Raw genomic sequence first — 16,316 nt, forward strand, 5'->3', positions numbered from 1 at the left:
CTTCTCGCGCCGAGGGGCAGGAAACCCGGTCGCAACGCGGACGTAGCTCAGTTGGTAGAGCGCAACCTTGCCAAGGTTGAGGTCGCCGGTTCGAACCCGGTCGTCCGCTCGGAGAGGGTTCGGCAGGCCAGGCTTTCTCACTGGTGGAGTGGCCGAGAGGCGAGGCAACGGCCTGCAAAGCCGTGTACACGGGTTCGAATCCCGTCTCCACCTCAACACCCTGCAAAGCTTGGACGATTGGCGCAGCGGTAGCGCGCTTCCCTGACACGGAAGAGGTCACTGGTTCGATCCCAGTATCGTCCACGAAAGCGATAGGCGGCTTGTGTCTGCGGAGAGCGCGGACCGGGTCGCTTTCGTTATTTGTGCGCCTGCGCTTCGCCTGGCGCGTTGCAGGGGCTTCGCCACCCGCACCCCCTCCGGCGCGGGGCCGAGGTCGCCGTTCGGCCAACCATCTCAGCGGGCGTTCTTGGTCGGTGTCTCGCTCTGGCTGAGGTCGCCTGTCCGCGCCGGCTGAGGTTGCCGTTCGCCTTCAGCGCCCGGCCGACATCGTCGCTCCCTCACCTCCCGGCCGAGGTCGTCGTTCGACTACACCCGCGGGCTGAGGTCGTCGCTCGCCTTGACTGCCCGGCCGGCGTCGTCATTCGACTGCACCCGCCGGGTGAGGTCCTCGCTCCCTCACCTCCCGGCCGAGGTCGTCGTTCGACTGCACCCGCGGGCTGAGGTCGTCACTCCCCCTCACCCCCGGCCGAGGTTGTCCTTCGACTGCGCCCGCCGGGTGAGGTCGTCGCTCGGCTTCACCCACGGGCTGAGGTCGTCTTGGGGGTGCCATTGATCGCGGCCCACCTGAGGTGGTGGAGGGGTTTCGGGTGGGTGTTGGCTGTTAGATCGTTGAGCGGTAGTGGGCTGCGATCTTGTCGCTGGTTGTGAGCCAGACGTCTGATTGTGAGGTGACGTATTCCAAGGCCAGGTCCAGGTACTTCGCGCGGAACGGCTGTCCGATGACGAACGGGTGCAGCGCCAGCGCCATCACCCGGCCGGTGTGCTCGGCGTCGGCGCGCAGTACGTCGTACTGGTCCTTCACCATCTGCAGGAAGTCCGGGCCGGTGAGGCCGCGGAGGAACAAGCCGAGGTCGTTGAGCTCGACGGTGTACGGCACGCTGAGCATGCCGGGGACGTTGAGCTCGTACGGCTGGTCGTCGTTCGTCCAGTCGAGCACGTACTCGAGCCCGAGCTCCGCCAGCAACGCGGGCGTGTTCGGCGTCTCGGTCAGCGCCGGGCCCATCCACCCCTTCGGACGTCGCCCGGTGGCGGATTCGATCGTGTCGACGATCTCGGCCAGGACCTCGCGCTCCTGGGCAGGCTCCAGGCCGGTGTGCAGGACAGAGTTCGTCCTGCCGTGGGCGAGCCAGGACCAGTCGCGTTCCACGCCGGCCTTGATGATCTGCGGGTTCTTCTCGGTCACCAGCGAGTTGAGCAGGGTGCTCGCGCGCACGCCGTATTTGTCCAGGATGTCGATCGTCCGCCAGATCCCGACCCGCGCCCCGTAGTCACGCCAGCCGGCGTTCAGCGGATCGGGCGACAGCTCGAGCGGCCAGATGCTGGTCGACGGCCGGTCCGGCAGGAAGGTCTCGACGTTCAGGCCGACGTAGAAGGCCACCCGCTTGCCTCCCGGCCAGGTCAACCGCGGACGATCGACGATCGGGCTGTAATCGAAGAGTTCAGCTGTCATGCGACCACGGTAAAATCTGACATCAGTGTCAGGTTCAAGCCTTCGAGGAGGACCAGCGGTGCGAATCGGCGAACTGGCCCGCCACACCGGCGTCAGCGAGCGCTCTCTGCGGTACTACGAGCAGCAAGGCCTGCTCGTCTCGGAACGGACCCCCGGCGGCCATCGCGATTACCCCGAGCGCGCCGTCGACCGGGTGATCCTGATCCAGGAACTCCTCGCGGCCGGCCTGCACAGCAAGAAGATCGCCCAGCTCCTCCCCTGCATGCGCGACCCGGACGGCGCTCCCAACGAGCGCGCCACCCCCGCGTTGCTCCGCGAGCTGAGTGCCGAACGAGACCGCATCGACCGACTGATGGCAGATCTGGCCACCTCCCGCGCCGTACTCGACGAAGTGATCTCGACCGCCGCCCAGGAATTGTCACCACTGGACGAGCGAATCGAGCTCTCGGCGGGATAGGAGCGACCTCAGGGCCGGGCGACGTTCTCGACCAGCCAACGGCTCAGCGGGCGCAGTTGGGTGACAGCGGCGAGCACGCGGTCTGCCGCGGCCGGCGTGTGGATCCAGTCGTCGCAACCGAGCGGCCGGGAGGCAATGAGAGTGCGGTGTCTCAGCAACTCCGCCCGCGGATGATCTGCCGGATAGCCTCGCAGCGGCCGCTTCAGCTGGTCGCCCGAGATCACGAAGCCCTCCCGCTCGAGCTTGCGGATGATCGCCGTCAGCCGCCGCCCAGAGCCGGGATCCCCCACCGCTGTCCGGTACCGCTCGATCTGTTCTGCAGGCGCGTACCACCACGCAAGGCCGACCTCCAGACCGTCGAGATCGAACCGGACACTCAGCTCGACATTCGGTGCCAGCCGGACGATCGCGCTCTGCCGCTGCCACGCCTCCAGCAGAACCTCGCCGTAGCGCCAAACAGCGAAGTCCTCGTACGCCGGATCCGCTTCCGCCAGCGCGTCGAGCAGCTCGAGCATCGGACGGCGTACCAGCTCTTCCCGATCTCGCCGCCATCGCCGCCTGACCTCGACGGAAGGCTCGCCCTCCAACTGGAGCAGCACATCGATGGCCCCGCGCGGCCATCCCTCGAACTTCCCGATCACAACCGGCAGCCTAGCCAGCCGCCGCCGCGGCGATGACCGAAACTGCTTGCCGGCGAGCGGCTAGACGAGCCAGGTGTTGTTCTGCATCAGGGTTCGGCCGGGGAGTTCGTTGGCCTCTCGCCAGGATTGGAGGGTGTCCGGGGTGAAGCGGAAGTAGAGGTAGAGGGCCGCGGCCTCGCGCGGATCGAAGCCGGTCTTGGTGGCGAAGGCGTCCGCGACTCCGGGAGCCAGGTCCTCTGCGCGGAGGGTCTCGACGGTGGCCGTGAAGAGGACGACGTCGCGGGTGTGATCAAGCGCGACGTGAGCGCGTCCGGTCGCCTGGAGGTTGAGGCTGGTCGGGTTCGACGCGGCCGTCGAGAAGAGAAGAGTCTCGCCGTCCCAGAGAAACGAGAGCGGCATCAAGTACGGCGTACCGTCGGCTGAGCTGGTCGACACCCAGGCATCGACATCCTCGCGCAGCCGCTTGAGCACGTGCTGTTTGCGTACTTCGGGGCTTCGGGCCGGCTCGGTCACTTCGTGTTCTCCTCAGCCAGTTGTCACATCGCAGCGGCTCGCTACGTCAACCCGACGACGGAGCTCGGCAGAAAAGTGTGACAGATGGAGTGGTTCCATGACTGAGGACGACTGGCTCGCGGCACGGTTTGAGGAGAAGCGCGATCACCTCCGGACCGTCGCGGTGCGGATCCTGGGATCGCCGCAGGAAGCCGAGGACGCCGTACAGGAAGCCTGGATCCGGCTCAGCCGCTGCGACACCGGGGAGATCGACAACCTGGGTGGCTGGCTGACCACGGTCGTCGGGCGGATCTGCCTCGACGTACTGCGTCTTCGCCGGGGCCGGCCCGAGCAGCCCGTCGACGAGCACTCCCCCGTGCTCGTCGACCCCGAAGTACCGGATCCCGAACTCGAGGCGGTCCAAGCCGAGTCAGTCGGGTTCGCGCTGCTCGTAGTACTGGAGACCCTCACGCCGGCCGAGCGGCTGGCCTTCGTGCTGCACGACATGTTCGCGGTGCCGTACGAGGACATCGCGCCGATCGTCGGCCGCTCTCCCGGCGCCGCCCGGCAGCTCGCAAGTCGCGGGCGGCGGCGGGTCCAAGGCCGACCCGAACTGCTCGACACGGACGCGCACCGTCAGCGCGAACTCGTCACCGCCTTCCTCGCCGCATCCCGCAACGGCGACTTCCAGGCATTGCTGGAGATGCTCGACCCAGGTGTCGTACTGCGTGCCGATGGTGCTGCTGCCGATAGAGGTGCGGCACGCCTGGTGCGCGGCGCGGCCGCCGTCGCCGCGAACTTCTCCGGGCGCGCGGCCGCGGCGAGAGTGGCTCTGGTCGACGGGATCGCAGGCGCGGTCTGGACCTACCGCGGCGAACCGCAGGTGGTCTTCAGGTTCAGCTTCGACGCCGATCGGATCACCGAGATCGAACTGCTCGGCGACGCCGACTACCTGCGCGAGGTCGAACTCGCGCGGTTCGACGGCTAGTGGGACTGGTGTGACCTGAGTGGCATTTCGCCGCCTGGACGGCGTCTCGCGCGACACCCCGGATACCCAGTTTCGAACTCCGCGAAAAGTGCGCTACTGTTCTGCTCTCGCACCGAGCAGGACAGCGTCCGGCTCCGCGAGATGCGAACGTAGCTCAGTTGGTAGAGCGCAACCTTGCCAAGGTTGAGGTCGCCGGTTCGAACCCGGTCGTTCGCTCGGAACTGGCCGGCAGGCCGACACCGCAGGCTCAGACTCTATGGTGGAGTGGCCGAGAGGCGAGGCAACGGCCTGCAAAGCCGTGTACACGGGTTCGAATCCCGTCTCCACCTCGAAAGACCTTCTACACAACAGAATCCTGGACGATTGGCGCAGCGGTAGCGCGCTTCCCTGACACGGAAGAGGTCACTGGTTCGATCCCAGTATCGTCCACGAAAGCGATGGCGACTCGTGTCCGCGGAAAGCGCGGACCGGGTCGCTTTCGTTGTTTGTGCGCCTGCGCTTCGCTTGGCGCGAGCGGGGGCTTCGCCACCCGCACCCCCCTCCGGCGCGGGGCCGAGGTCGCCGTTCGGCTGACCGTCTCGGCGGGCGTATTTTGTCGGCGTCTTGGTCTCCGCAACTAGATCCCCGTAACCCCAGCGACGCTGCGATACGTCCGGCACGGCGCTGTGCGACCCGGCAAACGCCGCGATTGGGGCATCCATCGATCTGCAAAAGTGCCGTGACCAGGGGGCTTCACGCCGTTGACATCTATAAGGGTTTCGTTAAACATTATCCATATGGTTAATGATGTTGATATTGCGTTGGCGGCTTTGGCCGATCCCACTCGGCGTCGCATCGTGGAGCTGCTGCGCGAGCGGCCGCGGCGGGCGGGCGAACTGGTGGAAGCTTTCGACATGAGCGGACCTGCCGTCAGCCGGCATCTGCGCATCCTTCGCCAAGGCGGGCTGGTGAATGAGCATGGCCTGGACGAGGACGCCCGGGTGCGGATCTACCGGCTCCGACCGGAGCCGTTTGTCGCCCTGCAGGCCTGGCTGGACCAGGTGCAGGCCTTCTGGGCCGATCAGCTCGGCGCCTTCAAGGAGCACGCCGAACGTCTGAGCAAAGGATTGAGTGAATGAGTACAACTGGAGTCGCCAGCGCCGCGGTCGAGGTGCCGCTGGATCCTGATACCGCCTTCACGGTGTTCACCGCCGACATCGGGACGTGGTGGAAGCGTGGCACCCGCTACTGGAACGACGCTGAACGCGGCCAGGAGTTGCGATTCGAGCCGGAGGTCGGCGGTCGCCTGATCGAGGTACACGATCTGGACAGCGGTGAGGGTTTCGAGATCGGTCGGGTGCTGGTCTGGGAGCCGGGTCGGCGGCTGGCGTTCACCTGGCGCCAGGGCGAGTGGGCCGCCACCGAGACCACTGATGTCGAGGTTCGTTTCGAGCCCGTCGGGACCGGCACCCTGGTGACCGTCGAGCACGGGGGCTGGGAGCGGGTCGGCTCGGCCAGCCCGGACCTGGCCGAAGGATACGGCCACGGTTGGGCCGAACTTCTCAGCTTCTATGTCGAGGAGACTCGCTGATGTTTGTTCACCTCGCCGTACATCACCCCAAGCCCGAACACAGCGACGAACTGCTGGCCTCGATGCATCGCGTCGACGCCGCCGCCCAGGGCGCCGCAGGCCTTTTGCAGATCGGTGCCTGGAAAGACCAGCGCAGCGACCGCCTGGTCGGCCTCGCCCTCTGGGAGAGTCAGGAAGCGTTCGAGGCCTCCGCCGAACGTATCTTCCAGGCCGTCGCCGACGACCCGTTCGATCAGTGGTGCCAGCAGCCGCCTGACGTCTTCCACCTCACCCAGGCATAGCTGCCGGGCCTAGGGGCTACATGCGGAGGTGTGAGCCGCCGTTGAAGTCCAGGACTGTGCCGGTGGCGAACTCGGCCTCGGGAGAAGCGAGGTAGAGGATGGCGGCGGCTACCTCGTCGGGGGTGGCTACTCGTTCCAGGGGGCTTTCGAGGCGGCGGCGGTTGTAGCCGTCGCCGGCCAGGGCTTCGGCGGCCATGTCGGTGGTGGTCCAGCCGGGGGCGATCGCGGTGACAGCTATGCCTTCGGGGCCGAGGGCTCGGGCGAGGGACTGGCTGAAGGAGACGATCGCCGCTTTGCTCGCGCCGTACGCCGGTTGGTTCGGTTCGCCGCGGAACGCGCCGCGCGAGGAGACGTTGACGATTCGGCCGCCGCGACCCATGTGGCGTACTGCGCACCAGGTGACGTTGGCCGCGCCGACAAGATTCACCCCGAGAGTGTCCGACCAGGCGCGCTGCCATTCGTCGTACGACGTGTCGCGGATCGGGTGGGCCGCGTAGATGCCGGCGTTGTTCACCAACACGTCGATGCTGCCCAAAGCCTCAGCGGCGGAGTCGACCATCGAAAGGATCTGTGCAGGATCCGCGAGGTCGGCGTGCGCCAGGACGTGCCCGTCCCCCGGCAGTTTCGCCAGCACTGCTTCGGCGGCCGAGTGTGACGAGCCGTAGTGCACCGCCACGCGATCCCCTGCTGCGGCGAAGGCCTGAGCCGCCGCCGCTCCGATTCCTCGTGATGCCCCGGTCACCAGCACTGAACGGTTCATGCCTCGACCCTACTGGCGAGGCTTCACGTCCCGCCGGTACTCCTTCGTCTGCCGGGCCCAGGCCTTCCGAGCCTCCGCCTGCAACCGGCTGTCCGTACGGCGAGCCATGTACGCCGCCTCTCGCTGCAGCTTCGTCCAGCTCTCGTACCGCCGCACAGGCAGCGTCCCGTCGTCCAGAGCCTCCTGTACTGCGCAGCCGGGCTCCGTGACGTGCGCGCAGTCCTTGAACCGGCACTGCTCCGCTAGGGCCGTCACATCCGGGAATGCAGCCGCCAGTCCTTCACCGGACTCCTGCAGGCCAACACCTCGTAGCCCGGGAGTATCGATGACGACACCGCCACCCGGCAGCACGATCAGCTCACGCCGTACCGACGTGTGCCGGCCCTTGCCGTCCTCGCGGATCGCCTGCACATCCAGTAGCTCCACACCGGCCAGTGCATTCACCAGTGACGACTTGCCCGCGCCACTGACGCCCAGCAACGCCAGCGTGGCGTTGTTCTCGAGCAGCGCGCGCACTGCCTCCAACCCTTCGCCAGTAGTCGCACTGCACACCAGTACGTCGGCACCAGGCGCTGCGGTCGCAACGTCTTCTGCCACTGAGTCGGCGTCCATGACCAGGTCTGCCTTGGTCAGTACGACGACCGGCCGCGCGCCACTTTCCCAGGCGAGCGCGAGGAACCGTTCGATCCGGCCGATGTTCGGTTCGGGGTGAAGCCCGACCACGATGGCGATCACGTCGACGTTGGCGGCCAGCACCTGGCCCTTCGACGTACCGCCGACTTCGGCACGCACTATCGCGGTGTGCCGGGGCGCTACGGCCTCGACGGTGATGCGGTCGTCCGGCCAGCGCCGGAGTGCTACCCAGTCACCGGTACACGGTGTCGCCTGCGAATCGGCGGCGATCGCGGCGAGCACACCGCCGGACCAACTGGCACGAACCGGTCCGTCCTCGGTGAGAACGCTGGACAGGCCTTTGTCGACCCGGGCCACGCGCCCAGGAGCGAACTCCGACGAGCCTGGTACCGCGGTGAGGTAGTCGGCCGTCGGCGTATCGAGACCGAGCGACCGGAGTACTGCGGAGATTTCTGCTGACATCGTGCGACGAACCTTTCGAGCGGTCCGGCCCCGAGATCAGCTCAGCGGACGGACGGTGCGGGAGTGGACGGCCCGGTGGGCCTGATCGAAGCTCATGCGGGGTCGCCTCCCTTCTCTGTCTGCCGCCGGATGACGGACTGTCGCGATGCCCTCAGCGTATGTCGTCGCCCTCAGCCTGCGCACCGGATTTTCCGACCCGCTCAGGCTCCCGCTCCGCACCCTCCGGTACTACGGGCGCCGGCTTCCCCGGACTCGCCATAGCCGCCGCCTTCCGCCCCGCCGGCGCCTCCTCCACCACACCGTTCTCGTCACCAGCGCGCGATCGCTCTGCGTCGGCCGCAGTGTTCGGGTCGACGGCCCGCGATCGCTTGGCGTTCGCCTCGGTCGGTGTCTCGTCGTGCGATTGCTTCGCGTTCGCCTCGGTCGGTGTCTCGTCGTGCGATTGCTTCGCGTTCGCCTCGGTCGGTGTCTCGTCGTGCGATTGCTTCGCGTTCGCCTCGGCTGGCGTCTCGTCGTGGGGAGAGGAGGGTGCCTTGGCGATGTCCGGCAGCTTCCTCGCCGACGCAGCCTGCTCCTCTACCTCTTCCGCCCCGCCCAGCGCCTCGACCGCACGCGCCATCTCGATCTCCGGCCGCTGCTCCCCCGGCACGACGACATCCACGTGATGGGGATCCGGCTCGGCCTTCATCACCGGCTCCTGGACTTCCTCCGGCTCTTCCAGTTCCTTGCGCGACTTGTGCGGCCACAGCCGATCCACCACCGCGTTCAGCGCGGCTCCGATCAACACCGCGATCGCTGTCATGTACAGCCACATCAACACCGCGATCGGCGCCGCCAGCGGCCCATAGATCGACGTCCCGCCGACAGTGCTCTGCAGGATCCAGCGCAGGACGAAGCTGCCGACGATCCAGATCGACAACGTCAGGAACGATCCCGGCAGATCCGACATCCACGGCGTCCGCACCGGCACCGACAAATGGAACAGCGTGTTCAGGAAGCCCGCCGACAGGATCGTGACGACCGGCCAGTACAGCTGGTTCAGGAAGTCGACCTTCTGCGGCAGCAGCGCGTCGACCGCGTCCGGTCCGGCCAGCACCAGCGGCAGCACGATCACGCCGATCACGAGCGCCCCGCAGTACAGGCTGAAGGACAGTGCGCGGGTGCGGATGATGCCGCGCTTTCCGCCCATCCCGTACATGATCGTGATCGTGTCGACGAAGACGTTCAGCGCCCGGCTGCCCGACCACAGCGACAGCACGAACCCGATCGAGATCACGTCCGGCCGGCCGCCGTCGAGCACCTTGTCGATCGTCGGCACGATGACGGAGTTGATCGAGTCCGCGGTCAGCGCCCGGCTGGCCAGTTCGGCGATCTGGACCTTGATGCTGTCGATCGTCTCGACCTCGAAGTACTTACCGGCGATGAAGCCGATACTTCCGGCCAGTCCGAAGATCAGCGGCGGCAGCGAGAGGATGGCGAAGAAGGCGGCCTCCGCCGCGAGACCCGTGACCCGGTAGCGCAAACAGGTGCCGACGGTCTGGGTGATCAGCTTCCAGGTCGTCGCGGGAATTCGTCGGGCCCATGCCAATGAGACGGAGGTCTCGGACCCAGAGCGTGCCATACCGCTTACCGTACTGACATGGCGGACCCAAACGCTGTAACGAATCAGGCTCCCCCACTCCAGGGGGTGAACTTCTTCACGTCCGACACCGGTCTCGGTGACGCTCTGCGTCCGTACGCCGACCTTTCCGCTGATCCCGGGCTGACCGAGATCGGCGAGCTCGCGGGAACGCAGGAAGCGCTCTCTCATGCTCTCCCGGCGAATCAGAACTCCCCGGCCCTGCGCACCCACGACCGGTACGGGAACCGCATCGACGAGGTCGAGTTCCATCCGTCCTGGCACTGGCTGATGGAGAAGGCCGTCGGCTTCGGACTCCAGGCCGCGCCCTGGACCAGCGAACGCCCGGCACCACATCTCACCCGCGCAGCCGGCTTCTACGTCTGGTCCCAGGTCGAGCCCGGCCACGGCTGTCCGATCTCGATGACCTACGCCGCAGTACCGGCTCTCAAGGCCGACGCCGACCTCGCCGCCGAATGGGTGCCCGGACTGTCCAGTACTGCGTACGACCCGCGGCGGCTGAGGTCCGCCGACAAGGCGGGCGTGCTGGCCGGGATGGGGATGACCGAGAAGCAGGGCGGCTCCGACGTCCGCGCCAACCTCACTACCGCCACGCCTTCGGGAAGCGGGACCGAGTACCTGTTGAACGGGCACAAGTGGTTCTGCTCGGCACCGCAGGTGGACGTGTTCCTCGTCCTCGCCCAGGCGCCGGAAGGCCTGACCTGCTTCGTCGTACCGCGCGTCCTTGCCGACGGCAACCGGAACACGTTTGCCTTGCAGCGCCTGAAGGACAAGCTCGGCAACCGGTCGAACGCGTCCAGCGAGGTCGAGTTCCACAACACGATCGGCTACCGCCTCGGCGACGAGGGCGCCGGCGTCCGGACGATCATCGAGATGGTCGCCGCCACCCGCCTCGACTGCGTCCTCGGGTCGGCGGCGTTGATGCGGCGCGCGCTCGTCGAGGCGACCTGGCACACGTCGTACCGGAGTGCGTTCGGCGGGTTGCTGCGGGACAAGCCCGCGATGCAGAACGTGCTGGCGGATCTGGCGCTCGAGAGCGAAGCAGCAACCGCTCTCTCGATGCGTCTCGCGGCTGCGGTGGACGCCTCGATCGCGGGTGACGAACAGGCCGCGGCGTTCCGGCGGATCGCGCTCCCGTTGGCGAAGTTCTGGGTCTGCAAGCGGACGTCGTTCACCGTCGCGGAAGCCCTGGAATGCCTCGGCGGCAACGGTTATGTCGAGGAGTCCGGTCTGCCGCTGCTGTTCCGCGAGTCCCCGCTGAACTCGATCTGGGAGGGCTCCGGCACAGTCAACGCCCTCGACGTACTCCGCGCGCTCCGGCGCCCCGAATCCCTCGAGGCCTGGCTCACCGAGGTCGGTCTCGCCCGCGGTGCCGACCACCGCCTCGACGCGGCCGTGACCGACGTACTGGAAGCGCTCTCTGATCTGGAGAACGCCGAAGCAGGCGCGCGCCGCCTGGCCGCCCGGATGGCGGTCTGCCTGCAGGCATCGCTCCTGGTCCGTCACTCGACACCTGACGTCGCAGATGCCTTCGTGGCGTCCCGCCTGGCCGGCGATTGGGCCGGCGTCTTGGGCACCCTCCCCCGCACCACGCCGTTCGGTCCGATCCTCGACCGCATCCTCTGACAACGCCATCACACGCTAGGGTTACCGACGTCGCGACTGGCGCTGAGGTGGGATCGACCACCGGGGAGCGAAAAGACGCCGGCACCGTGCGCCTGGGTGCCGCGACCGAGTGCAACCTCAGGAGAGAGACGAAGATGACTCAACCCTTCGACGCCGCTGCCGCGTCGGCCGCGTACAACAACGCACTTGCGGTGATCGGCGCGGTGGAACCCACCATCGCCGGCGCGATCAAGGCCGAACTGGCCGACCAGCGGTCCTCGCTGAAGCTGATCGCGAGTGAGAACTACGCCTCCCCGGCGACGCTGCTGACGATGGGCAACTGGCTGTCCGACAAGTACGCCGAGGGCACCATCGGGCACCGGTTCTACGCCGGCTGCCAGAACGTCGACACCGTCGAGCAGGCCGCCGCGGATCACGCGAAAGCGCTCTTCGACGCGCCGCACGCCTACGTCCAGCCGCACTCCGGCATCGACGCGAACCTGGTCGCCTTCTGGGCGATCCTGGCCAACCGGATCGAGTCCCCGGCGCTGGCCGAGGCGGGCGCCAAGCACGTCAACGACCTGTCCGACGAGGACTGGGCCAAGCTGCGCAAGGCGCTCGGCGACCAGAAGATGCTCGGCATGTCGCTGGACGCCGGCGGCCACCTGACGCACGGCTTCCGGCCGAACATCTCCGGCAAGATGTTCCACCAGAGCTCGTACGGCACCGACCCGGAGACGGGCCTGCTCGACTACGACAAGGTCGCCGCGACCGCTCGCGAGTTCAAGCCGCTGATCCTGATCGCCGGCTACTCGGCGTACCCGCGCAAGGTCGACTTCGCCAAGATGCGCGAGATCGCGGACGAGGTCGGCGCCACCTTGATGGTCGACATGGCGCACTTCGCCGGACTCGTCGCCGGCAAGGTCTTCACCGGCGACTTCGACCCGGTCCCGCACGCGCACGTCACCACGACCACCACGCACAAGTCGCTGCGCGGTCCCCGTGGCGGCATGGTGCTCTGCCAGCCGGAGTACGCCGACGCGGTCGACCGTGGCTGCCCGATGGTGCTCGGCGGCCCGCTCAGCCAGACGATGGCCGCGAAGGCCGTCGCGCTCGCCGAGGCGCGCCAGCCCGAGTTCAAGACCTACGCGCAGAACGTCGCGGACAACGCGGTCGGCCTGGCCGAGGGCCTGATGAAGCGTGGCGTCAAGCTCGTCACGGACGGCACCGAGAACCACCTGGTGCTGCTCGACGTCTCGTCGTACGGGATCACCGGCCGGCAGGCCGAATCGGCGCTGCTCGACGCCGGCATCGTGACCAACCGCAACGCGGTCCCCCGCGATCCGAACGGCGCTTGGTACACCTCCGGCGTCCGGATCGGCACGCCGGCGCTCACCACCCGCGGGTTCGGCCTGGACGAGTTCGACCGCGTCGCGGAGCTGATGGTCGACGTGCTGTCCAGCGTCACTCCGACCACGACCTCGGCCGGGGCGCCCTCGAAGGCGAAGTACGTGCTCGCCGACGGCGTCGCCGACAAGGTCCGAGCTGCATCGGCGGAACTGCTCGACAAGCACCCGCTCTACCCAGGTCTCGAACTCAGCTGACCTGACAGCGGCGCCCGTACCGGTTGAAGCCGGTGCGGGCGCCGCTGTTTCTCATCCGGAGATGCCCATCAGAGCATCGTCGGAAGCCTTCGCCGCCCGCTTCGGCATCAGCACGGCAGCCAGTACCGCGCCCGCGACCCCGATGCCGGCCGATACCCACATCGTCGTGTTCAAGCTGGTCATGAACGCATCCCGCACCGACGCGAGCAACTCCGCCGAGCCGGTCTTCGCCGCGACCGCGAGACCAGGACCGACGCCCTTCTCGACCGCCTCCGCGGCCTGCGCCGGCAACCCGCCTGTGCTGACGTGCGACCGGTAGACGGAGTTCAGAACCGTCCCGAGTACGGCGACACCGACCGTGCCGCCGACCTGCCGAAACGCCTGCAGCAGCGCGGATCCGGTGCCGGCCCGATCCGGGTCCAGTATTCCCAGACCCGCATTCATTGCCTGGGGCATCGAACAACCGAGGCCCAGCCCGACCACCACGATCCAGAGCGCGGTATAGCCGTAGCCGGTGTCCAGCCCGGTGAACGCTCCCAGCACGAAGCCGACAGCCATCACCAGGAATCCGGCCATCACCAGCACCCGCGTGCCGGCCTTGGTCTCGAGCGGCTGCGCGATCTTGGCCCCGACCGCCATCCCGCCGATGAACGGCAGCAACTTCAGCCCGGTGTGCAGCGCGTCGGAGCCGTCGATGCCCTGGAAGTACTGCGGAATCGTGAACAGCAGGCCGAAGATCGCGAACACGGACACCATCAGCAGCACCGCGCTGCCCGTGAACACCTTGTCTCTGAACAGCCCGAGGTCGATCAGCGATCCTGACGGGCGACGCTGCCACGCGATGAACACACCCAGGAGCACAACCGCGGCAGCCAAGAGCACCAGGGTGGTGCCGTCGGTCCAGGACTTCTCGCCGGCCTTCGTCACGCCGTACACGAGAGCCGCCAGACCGGCGCTGGAGAGCGCGATCCCGGGCCAGTCGATCGCCGGCCGGTCGGCGCTGCGGGACTCGGGGATGAGCAGCCGGACCGCCAGGGCCGCGAGCACCGCGATCGGGACGTTCATCAGGAAGATCCAGTGCCAGCCGGCGTGGTCGAGCAGCAGGCCACCGACGATCGGCCCGAGTGGCATGCCGATGCTGTTGGCGACGACGAAGAATCCGAGCGCCTTCTTCCGTTCCTCCTTGGTCCGGAACAGCACGGTGATCAGAGAGAGCGCGACCGGGACGATCATCGCCGCTCCGATCCCGAGGGCGGCCCGGGACGCGATGAGTGCCGTGGCGGATCCCGCCAACCCACAGGCCAGCGAGGCGGCGCCGAACAGCGTCAGCGCGATCACCATGATCTTGCGTCGCCCGTAGCGGTCGCCGAGCAGGCCCGCCGGGAGCAGCAGCGCGGCCAGGACCAGGTTGTAGGAGTTCGCCATCCACTGCAGCTGGCTCGTGGAGGCGTCGAGATCGCCGGCCAGCGTGGGTAGGGCGACGTTCAGCACGGTGGTGTCGAGCCCGAGCACGAGGGTCGCCAGGCAGAGCGCGATCAGTACGCCGAACCGGCGGCCGCCGGTGAGCGTCGTCGCGCCGACGTCGGTTGCGGAGGAAATGGTCATGAATCGAAATTATCAGAACTCTGTGATAGTTGCGATAGATATGACTCCGGTAGTGTTCTCGCATGCCTCAGGAACCGTCGCCGGAAGCGGTCAGCCAGTTCGTCGAACGCTTCGCGAGCGTGATGGCCAACAGCGGCGTCCCGTTCATGTCCGCCCGCGTGATGGGGCGGATGCTGGTCAGCCCGACCGGAACGATGACGGCCGCCGAGCTCGCCGAGTCACTCCAGATCAGCCAGCCCGCGGTCTCCGGCGCGGTCCGGCAACTCATCCAGGTCGCCTTCATCTCCCGCGAGCGGATCCCCGGATCCCGCAAGGACCATTACCGCATCCGCGACGACGTCTTCGCCGCCATGCTGGAGCGCCGGAACAACGCCCTCGGCGACTGGGAGGCCAGCACCCGCTCGGGCGCCGACCTGTTCGGCGCCGACACCGACGTGGGCCGCCGCCTCGGCGAAGCCGCCGACTTCTTCAACTTCATCCGCGACGACCTGGACCGGATGATCAAGAACTGGCGATCCGAACACCCGCCGACGCCGTAGCCGTGTCAATCGACGATGTTCATCCGAGCCGCTGACCACAGCATCAGTGCGGCGAACGCAGCGCCGATCGCCACGCAGGCAACGCCGACGGAGGTGGCCGAGATCAGGAAGCCGAAGGCGGTCATTGCCACCGGCATCAAAGCTTCGTCCGACAGGCTCGTGATACTGCTCGTCCGGCCCAGGTACGCCGGATCGATCGTCTGCTGGAAGGCGGCCGACAACTGTGCCGACGCGAGGCCGGCCGTGAACCCGATGGCCGCCATCGCCGCGAACACCCCACCGCGCGGCACCACGCCGATCGCCGCACAACCAGCCGCCTGCAGAATCAACACCAGCAGCCCGGTCCGCGCCAGATTCCGCGGCTTCCAGCGCATCGCCAGCAGAGCTCCGACAGCGGCGGCGATCCCCGAGCAGGCTTGGAACAACCCGAGCGATCCCGCTCCCCAACCGGCACCGTGAGTCCGCTGCACGAGCCCGACCGCGAGCACCGGCCCGACACACAGGTTCAGCCCGAAGAAGGCGATCACCAAGGTCCGCGCCGACACCGACCGGCGCAGATACCCGAACCCCTCCCGGAGGTCGACGAGCACCGAGGCCCCCGACGACGCAGGCTGCGGCAACCGCGGCTTCACCACAACGGCCAGCGCGACCGCGATCACCGCGAACGACACCGCGTCCACGACCATCACCGACGCCAGGCCGCCGTGAGCGACGACCACACCACCCAGCGGAGCACCGACGAACACGGCCAGCCGGTTCGCCAACTGGTTGCCCGCGGCAAGTTTCACCAGGTCGTCACGATGCACCATCCGGCGCGGCAAAGTCCCGGCCGCCGGCCCGTAGATCGCGTCCACCGCCCCGAACACGACCGCTACGACGAGCAGCAGCGGCAGCGAGACACCCCAGATCCCGATGAACACCGCCGCGAGGGACAGGACGACGATGCGGCCGAGGTTGGCCACGATCATCGTTCGGCGCGCGTCGATCCGGTCGGCCAGCGCACCGCCGTACAGGAGGGTGAGGGCTTTCGGCAGGGCGCCGATTCCCATCACGAGGCCGGCGCCCGCGGGTGTCGTCACCTGGGCGGCGCTCCACGCGAGACCGATGTACCACGCGACGTCGCCGATCTGCGAGACGGCCGCGGAGAAGATCCATCCCTGTACCCGCCGATCGCGGGACAGCGGCGGAAAGACCACCGCCCCCGCTTCCTGCTCCGGAGCGGTCACAACTCCACCACGATCACTGCCCACCGTCCGCATCTCGCCTCCCGACGCCATCGCCTCGTCACCGCCTGACCCAACGCCACCAGCG

At 67.7% G+C, this 16,316-nt stretch carries 16 protein-coding genes, 6 tRNA genes and 1 riboswitch; of the genes, 14 read left to right on the plus strand and 8 right to left on the minus strand.

All coding sequences use genetic code 11. The annotated features are described in order from the left end of the window. The first annotated feature begins 36 nt into the window (after window positions 1–36). The 3 genes from EV138_RS34510 to EV138_RS34520 all read left to right on the plus strand — a co-directional run bounded on the left by EV138_RS34510 (window position 37) and on the right by EV138_RS34520 (window position 303). Window positions 37–109 (plus strand) — tRNA-Gly (locus tag EV138_RS34510). Window positions 110–142: 33 nt separating this feature from the next. Then, window positions 143–213, plus strand: a tRNA-Cys gene (locus EV138_RS34515). Window positions 214–231: 18 nt separating this feature from the next. Continuing rightward, a tRNA-Val gene (locus EV138_RS34520) sits at window positions 232–303 on the plus strand. 577 nt (window positions 304–880) lie between these two features. Here EV138_RS34520 and EV138_RS34525 read toward each other — a convergent pair. Then, window positions 881–1,729, minus strand: coding sequence for a polysaccharide deacetylase family protein (locus EV138_RS34525; protein WP_133984365.1), 849 nt, complete (start codon window positions 1,727–1,729; stop codon window positions 881–883). A gap of 58 nt (window positions 1,730–1,787) precedes the next feature. Here EV138_RS34525 and EV138_RS34530 point away from each other — a divergent pair, with 58 nt between their 5' ends. Beyond that, on the plus strand, window positions 1,788–2,186 hold the full coding sequence (locus EV138_RS34530; RefSeq protein WP_133984367.1) for a MerR family transcriptional regulator: 399 nt from the start codon (window positions 1,788–1,790) through the stop codon (window positions 2,184–2,186). Between the two features lie 8 nt (window positions 2,187–2,194). Here EV138_RS34530 and EV138_RS34535 read toward each other — a convergent pair whose 3' ends face one another. Together EV138_RS34535 and EV138_RS34540 are read right to left on the minus strand one after the other, a co-directional pair. After that, window positions 2,195–2,827 carry a DUF2461 family protein gene (locus EV138_RS34535; RefSeq protein WP_238158559.1) on the minus strand — a complete coding sequence of 211 codons (633 nt, stop codon included), beginning with the start codon at window positions 2,825–2,827 and terminating at the stop codon, window positions 2,195–2,197. Window positions 2,828–2,887: 60 nt separating this feature from the next. Continuing rightward, window positions 2,888–3,340 carry a pyridoxamine 5'-phosphate oxidase family protein gene (locus EV138_RS34540; protein WP_133984369.1) on the minus strand — a complete coding sequence of 151 codons (453 nt, stop codon included), beginning with the start codon at window positions 3,338–3,340 and terminating at the stop codon, window positions 2,888–2,890. Between the two features lie 97 nt (window positions 3,341–3,437). Here EV138_RS34540 and EV138_RS34545 point away from each other — a divergent pair, with 97 nt between their 5' ends. From EV138_RS34545 to EV138_RS34575, 7 genes are all read left to right on the plus strand, one after another. After that, on the plus strand, window positions 3,438–4,307 hold the full coding sequence (locus EV138_RS34545) for a sigma-70 family RNA polymerase sigma factor (protein WP_133984371.1): 870 nt from the start codon (window positions 3,438–3,440) through the stop codon (window positions 4,305–4,307). A 143-nt stretch (window positions 4,308–4,450) separates the two neighbouring features. Next, window positions 4,451–4,523 (plus strand) — tRNA-Gly (locus EV138_RS34550). Window positions 4,524–4,565: 42 nt separating this feature from the next. Beyond that, window positions 4,566–4,636, plus strand: a tRNA-Cys gene (locus EV138_RS34555). A 28-nt stretch (window positions 4,637–4,664) separates the two neighbouring features. Beyond that, a tRNA-Val gene (locus EV138_RS34560) sits at window positions 4,665–4,736 on the plus strand. 347 nt (window positions 4,737–5,083) lie between these two features. Next, window positions 5,084–5,425: an ArsR/SmtB family transcription factor gene (locus tag EV138_RS34565; protein WP_133984373.1), complete on the plus strand. Its 342-nt coding sequence runs from the start codon at window positions 5,084–5,086 to the stop codon at window positions 5,423–5,425. Further along, window positions 5,422–5,877 carry an SRPBCC domain-containing protein gene (locus tag EV138_RS34570; RefSeq protein ID WP_133984375.1) on the plus strand — a complete coding sequence of 152 codons (456 nt, stop codon included), beginning with the start codon at window positions 5,422–5,424 and terminating at the stop codon, window positions 5,875–5,877. The genes EV138_RS34565 and EV138_RS34570 overlap by 4 nt, the downstream gene beginning before the upstream one ends. Then, on the plus strand, window positions 5,877–6,158 hold the full coding sequence (locus EV138_RS34575) for an antibiotic biosynthesis monooxygenase (protein WP_133984377.1): 282 nt from the start codon (window positions 5,877–5,879) through the stop codon (window positions 6,156–6,158). The genes EV138_RS34570 and EV138_RS34575 overlap by 1 nt, the downstream gene beginning before the upstream one ends. 16 nt (window positions 6,159–6,174) lie before the next feature. Here the strand turns inward: EV138_RS34575 and EV138_RS34580 are convergent, their stop codons facing one another. The 3 genes from EV138_RS34580 to EV138_RS34590 form a co-directional block, all read right to left on the minus strand. Then, entirely contained in the window at window positions 6,175–6,918 is a 744-nt protein-coding gene (locus EV138_RS34580; protein ID WP_133984379.1) for an SDR family NAD(P)-dependent oxidoreductase, read from the minus strand. Between the two features lie 9 nt (window positions 6,919–6,927). Next, window positions 6,928–8,013 (minus strand): ribosome small subunit-dependent GTPase A, encoded by a 1,086-nt coding sequence (gene rsgA / locus EV138_RS34585; RefSeq protein ID WP_133984381.1) that lies wholly within the window; start codon window positions 8,011–8,013, stop codon window positions 6,928–6,930. 151 nt (window positions 8,014–8,164) lie between these two features. Continuing rightward, complete coding sequence (locus EV138_RS34590) at window positions 8,165–9,634, minus strand: YihY/virulence factor BrkB family protein (protein ID WP_238158560.1); 1,470 nt, start codon at window positions 9,632–9,634, stop codon at window positions 8,165–8,167. An 18-nt stretch (window positions 9,635–9,652) separates the two neighbouring features. On the opposite strand from EV138_RS34590, the gene EV138_RS34595 reads away from it, so the two are divergent. Both EV138_RS34595 and EV138_RS34600 read left to right on the plus strand, forming a co-directional pair. Further along, entirely contained in the window at window positions 9,653–11,278 is a 1,626-nt protein-coding gene (locus EV138_RS34595) for an acyl-CoA dehydrogenase family protein (RefSeq protein ID WP_133984383.1), read from the plus strand. Between the two features lie 22 nt (window positions 11,279–11,300). Beyond that, a riboswitch (ZMP/ZTP riboswitch) is annotated at window positions 11,301–11,383 on the plus strand. Beyond that, window positions 11,371–12,861 (plus strand): glycine hydroxymethyltransferase, encoded by a 1,491-nt coding sequence (locus EV138_RS34600; protein WP_255513790.1) that lies wholly within the window; start codon window positions 11,371–11,373, stop codon window positions 12,859–12,861. (Overlaps the previous riboswitch by 13 nt.) A gap of 51 nt (window positions 12,862–12,912) precedes the next feature. Here the strand turns inward: EV138_RS34600 and EV138_RS34605 are convergent, their stop codons facing one another. Then, window positions 12,913–14,466, minus strand: a complete 1,554-nt coding sequence (locus EV138_RS34605) for a DHA2 family efflux MFS transporter permease subunit (RefSeq protein WP_133984385.1) — start codon at window positions 14,464–14,466, stop codon at window positions 12,913–12,915. 62 nt (window positions 14,467–14,528) lie between these two features. Between EV138_RS34605 and EV138_RS34610 the strand changes: the two genes are divergently transcribed. Further along, window positions 14,529–15,005 (plus strand): GbsR/MarR family transcriptional regulator, encoded by a 477-nt coding sequence (locus tag EV138_RS34610; protein WP_133984387.1) that lies wholly within the window; start codon window positions 14,529–14,531, stop codon window positions 15,003–15,005. Between the two features lie 5 nt (window positions 15,006–15,010). Here EV138_RS34610 and EV138_RS34615 read toward each other — a convergent pair whose 3' ends face one another. Next, complete coding sequence (locus tag EV138_RS34615) at window positions 15,011–16,231, minus strand: MFS transporter (RefSeq protein ID WP_166678851.1); 1,221 nt, start codon at window positions 16,229–16,231, stop codon at window positions 15,011–15,013. Window positions 16,232–16,316: the final 85 nt, after the last annotated feature.

Origin of the sequence: Kribbella voronezhensis (genome assembly GCF_004365175.1) — a bacterium.
Classification (GTDB): domain Bacteria; phylum Actinomycetota; class Actinomycetes; order Propionibacteriales; family Kribbellaceae; genus Kribbella; species Kribbella voronezhensis.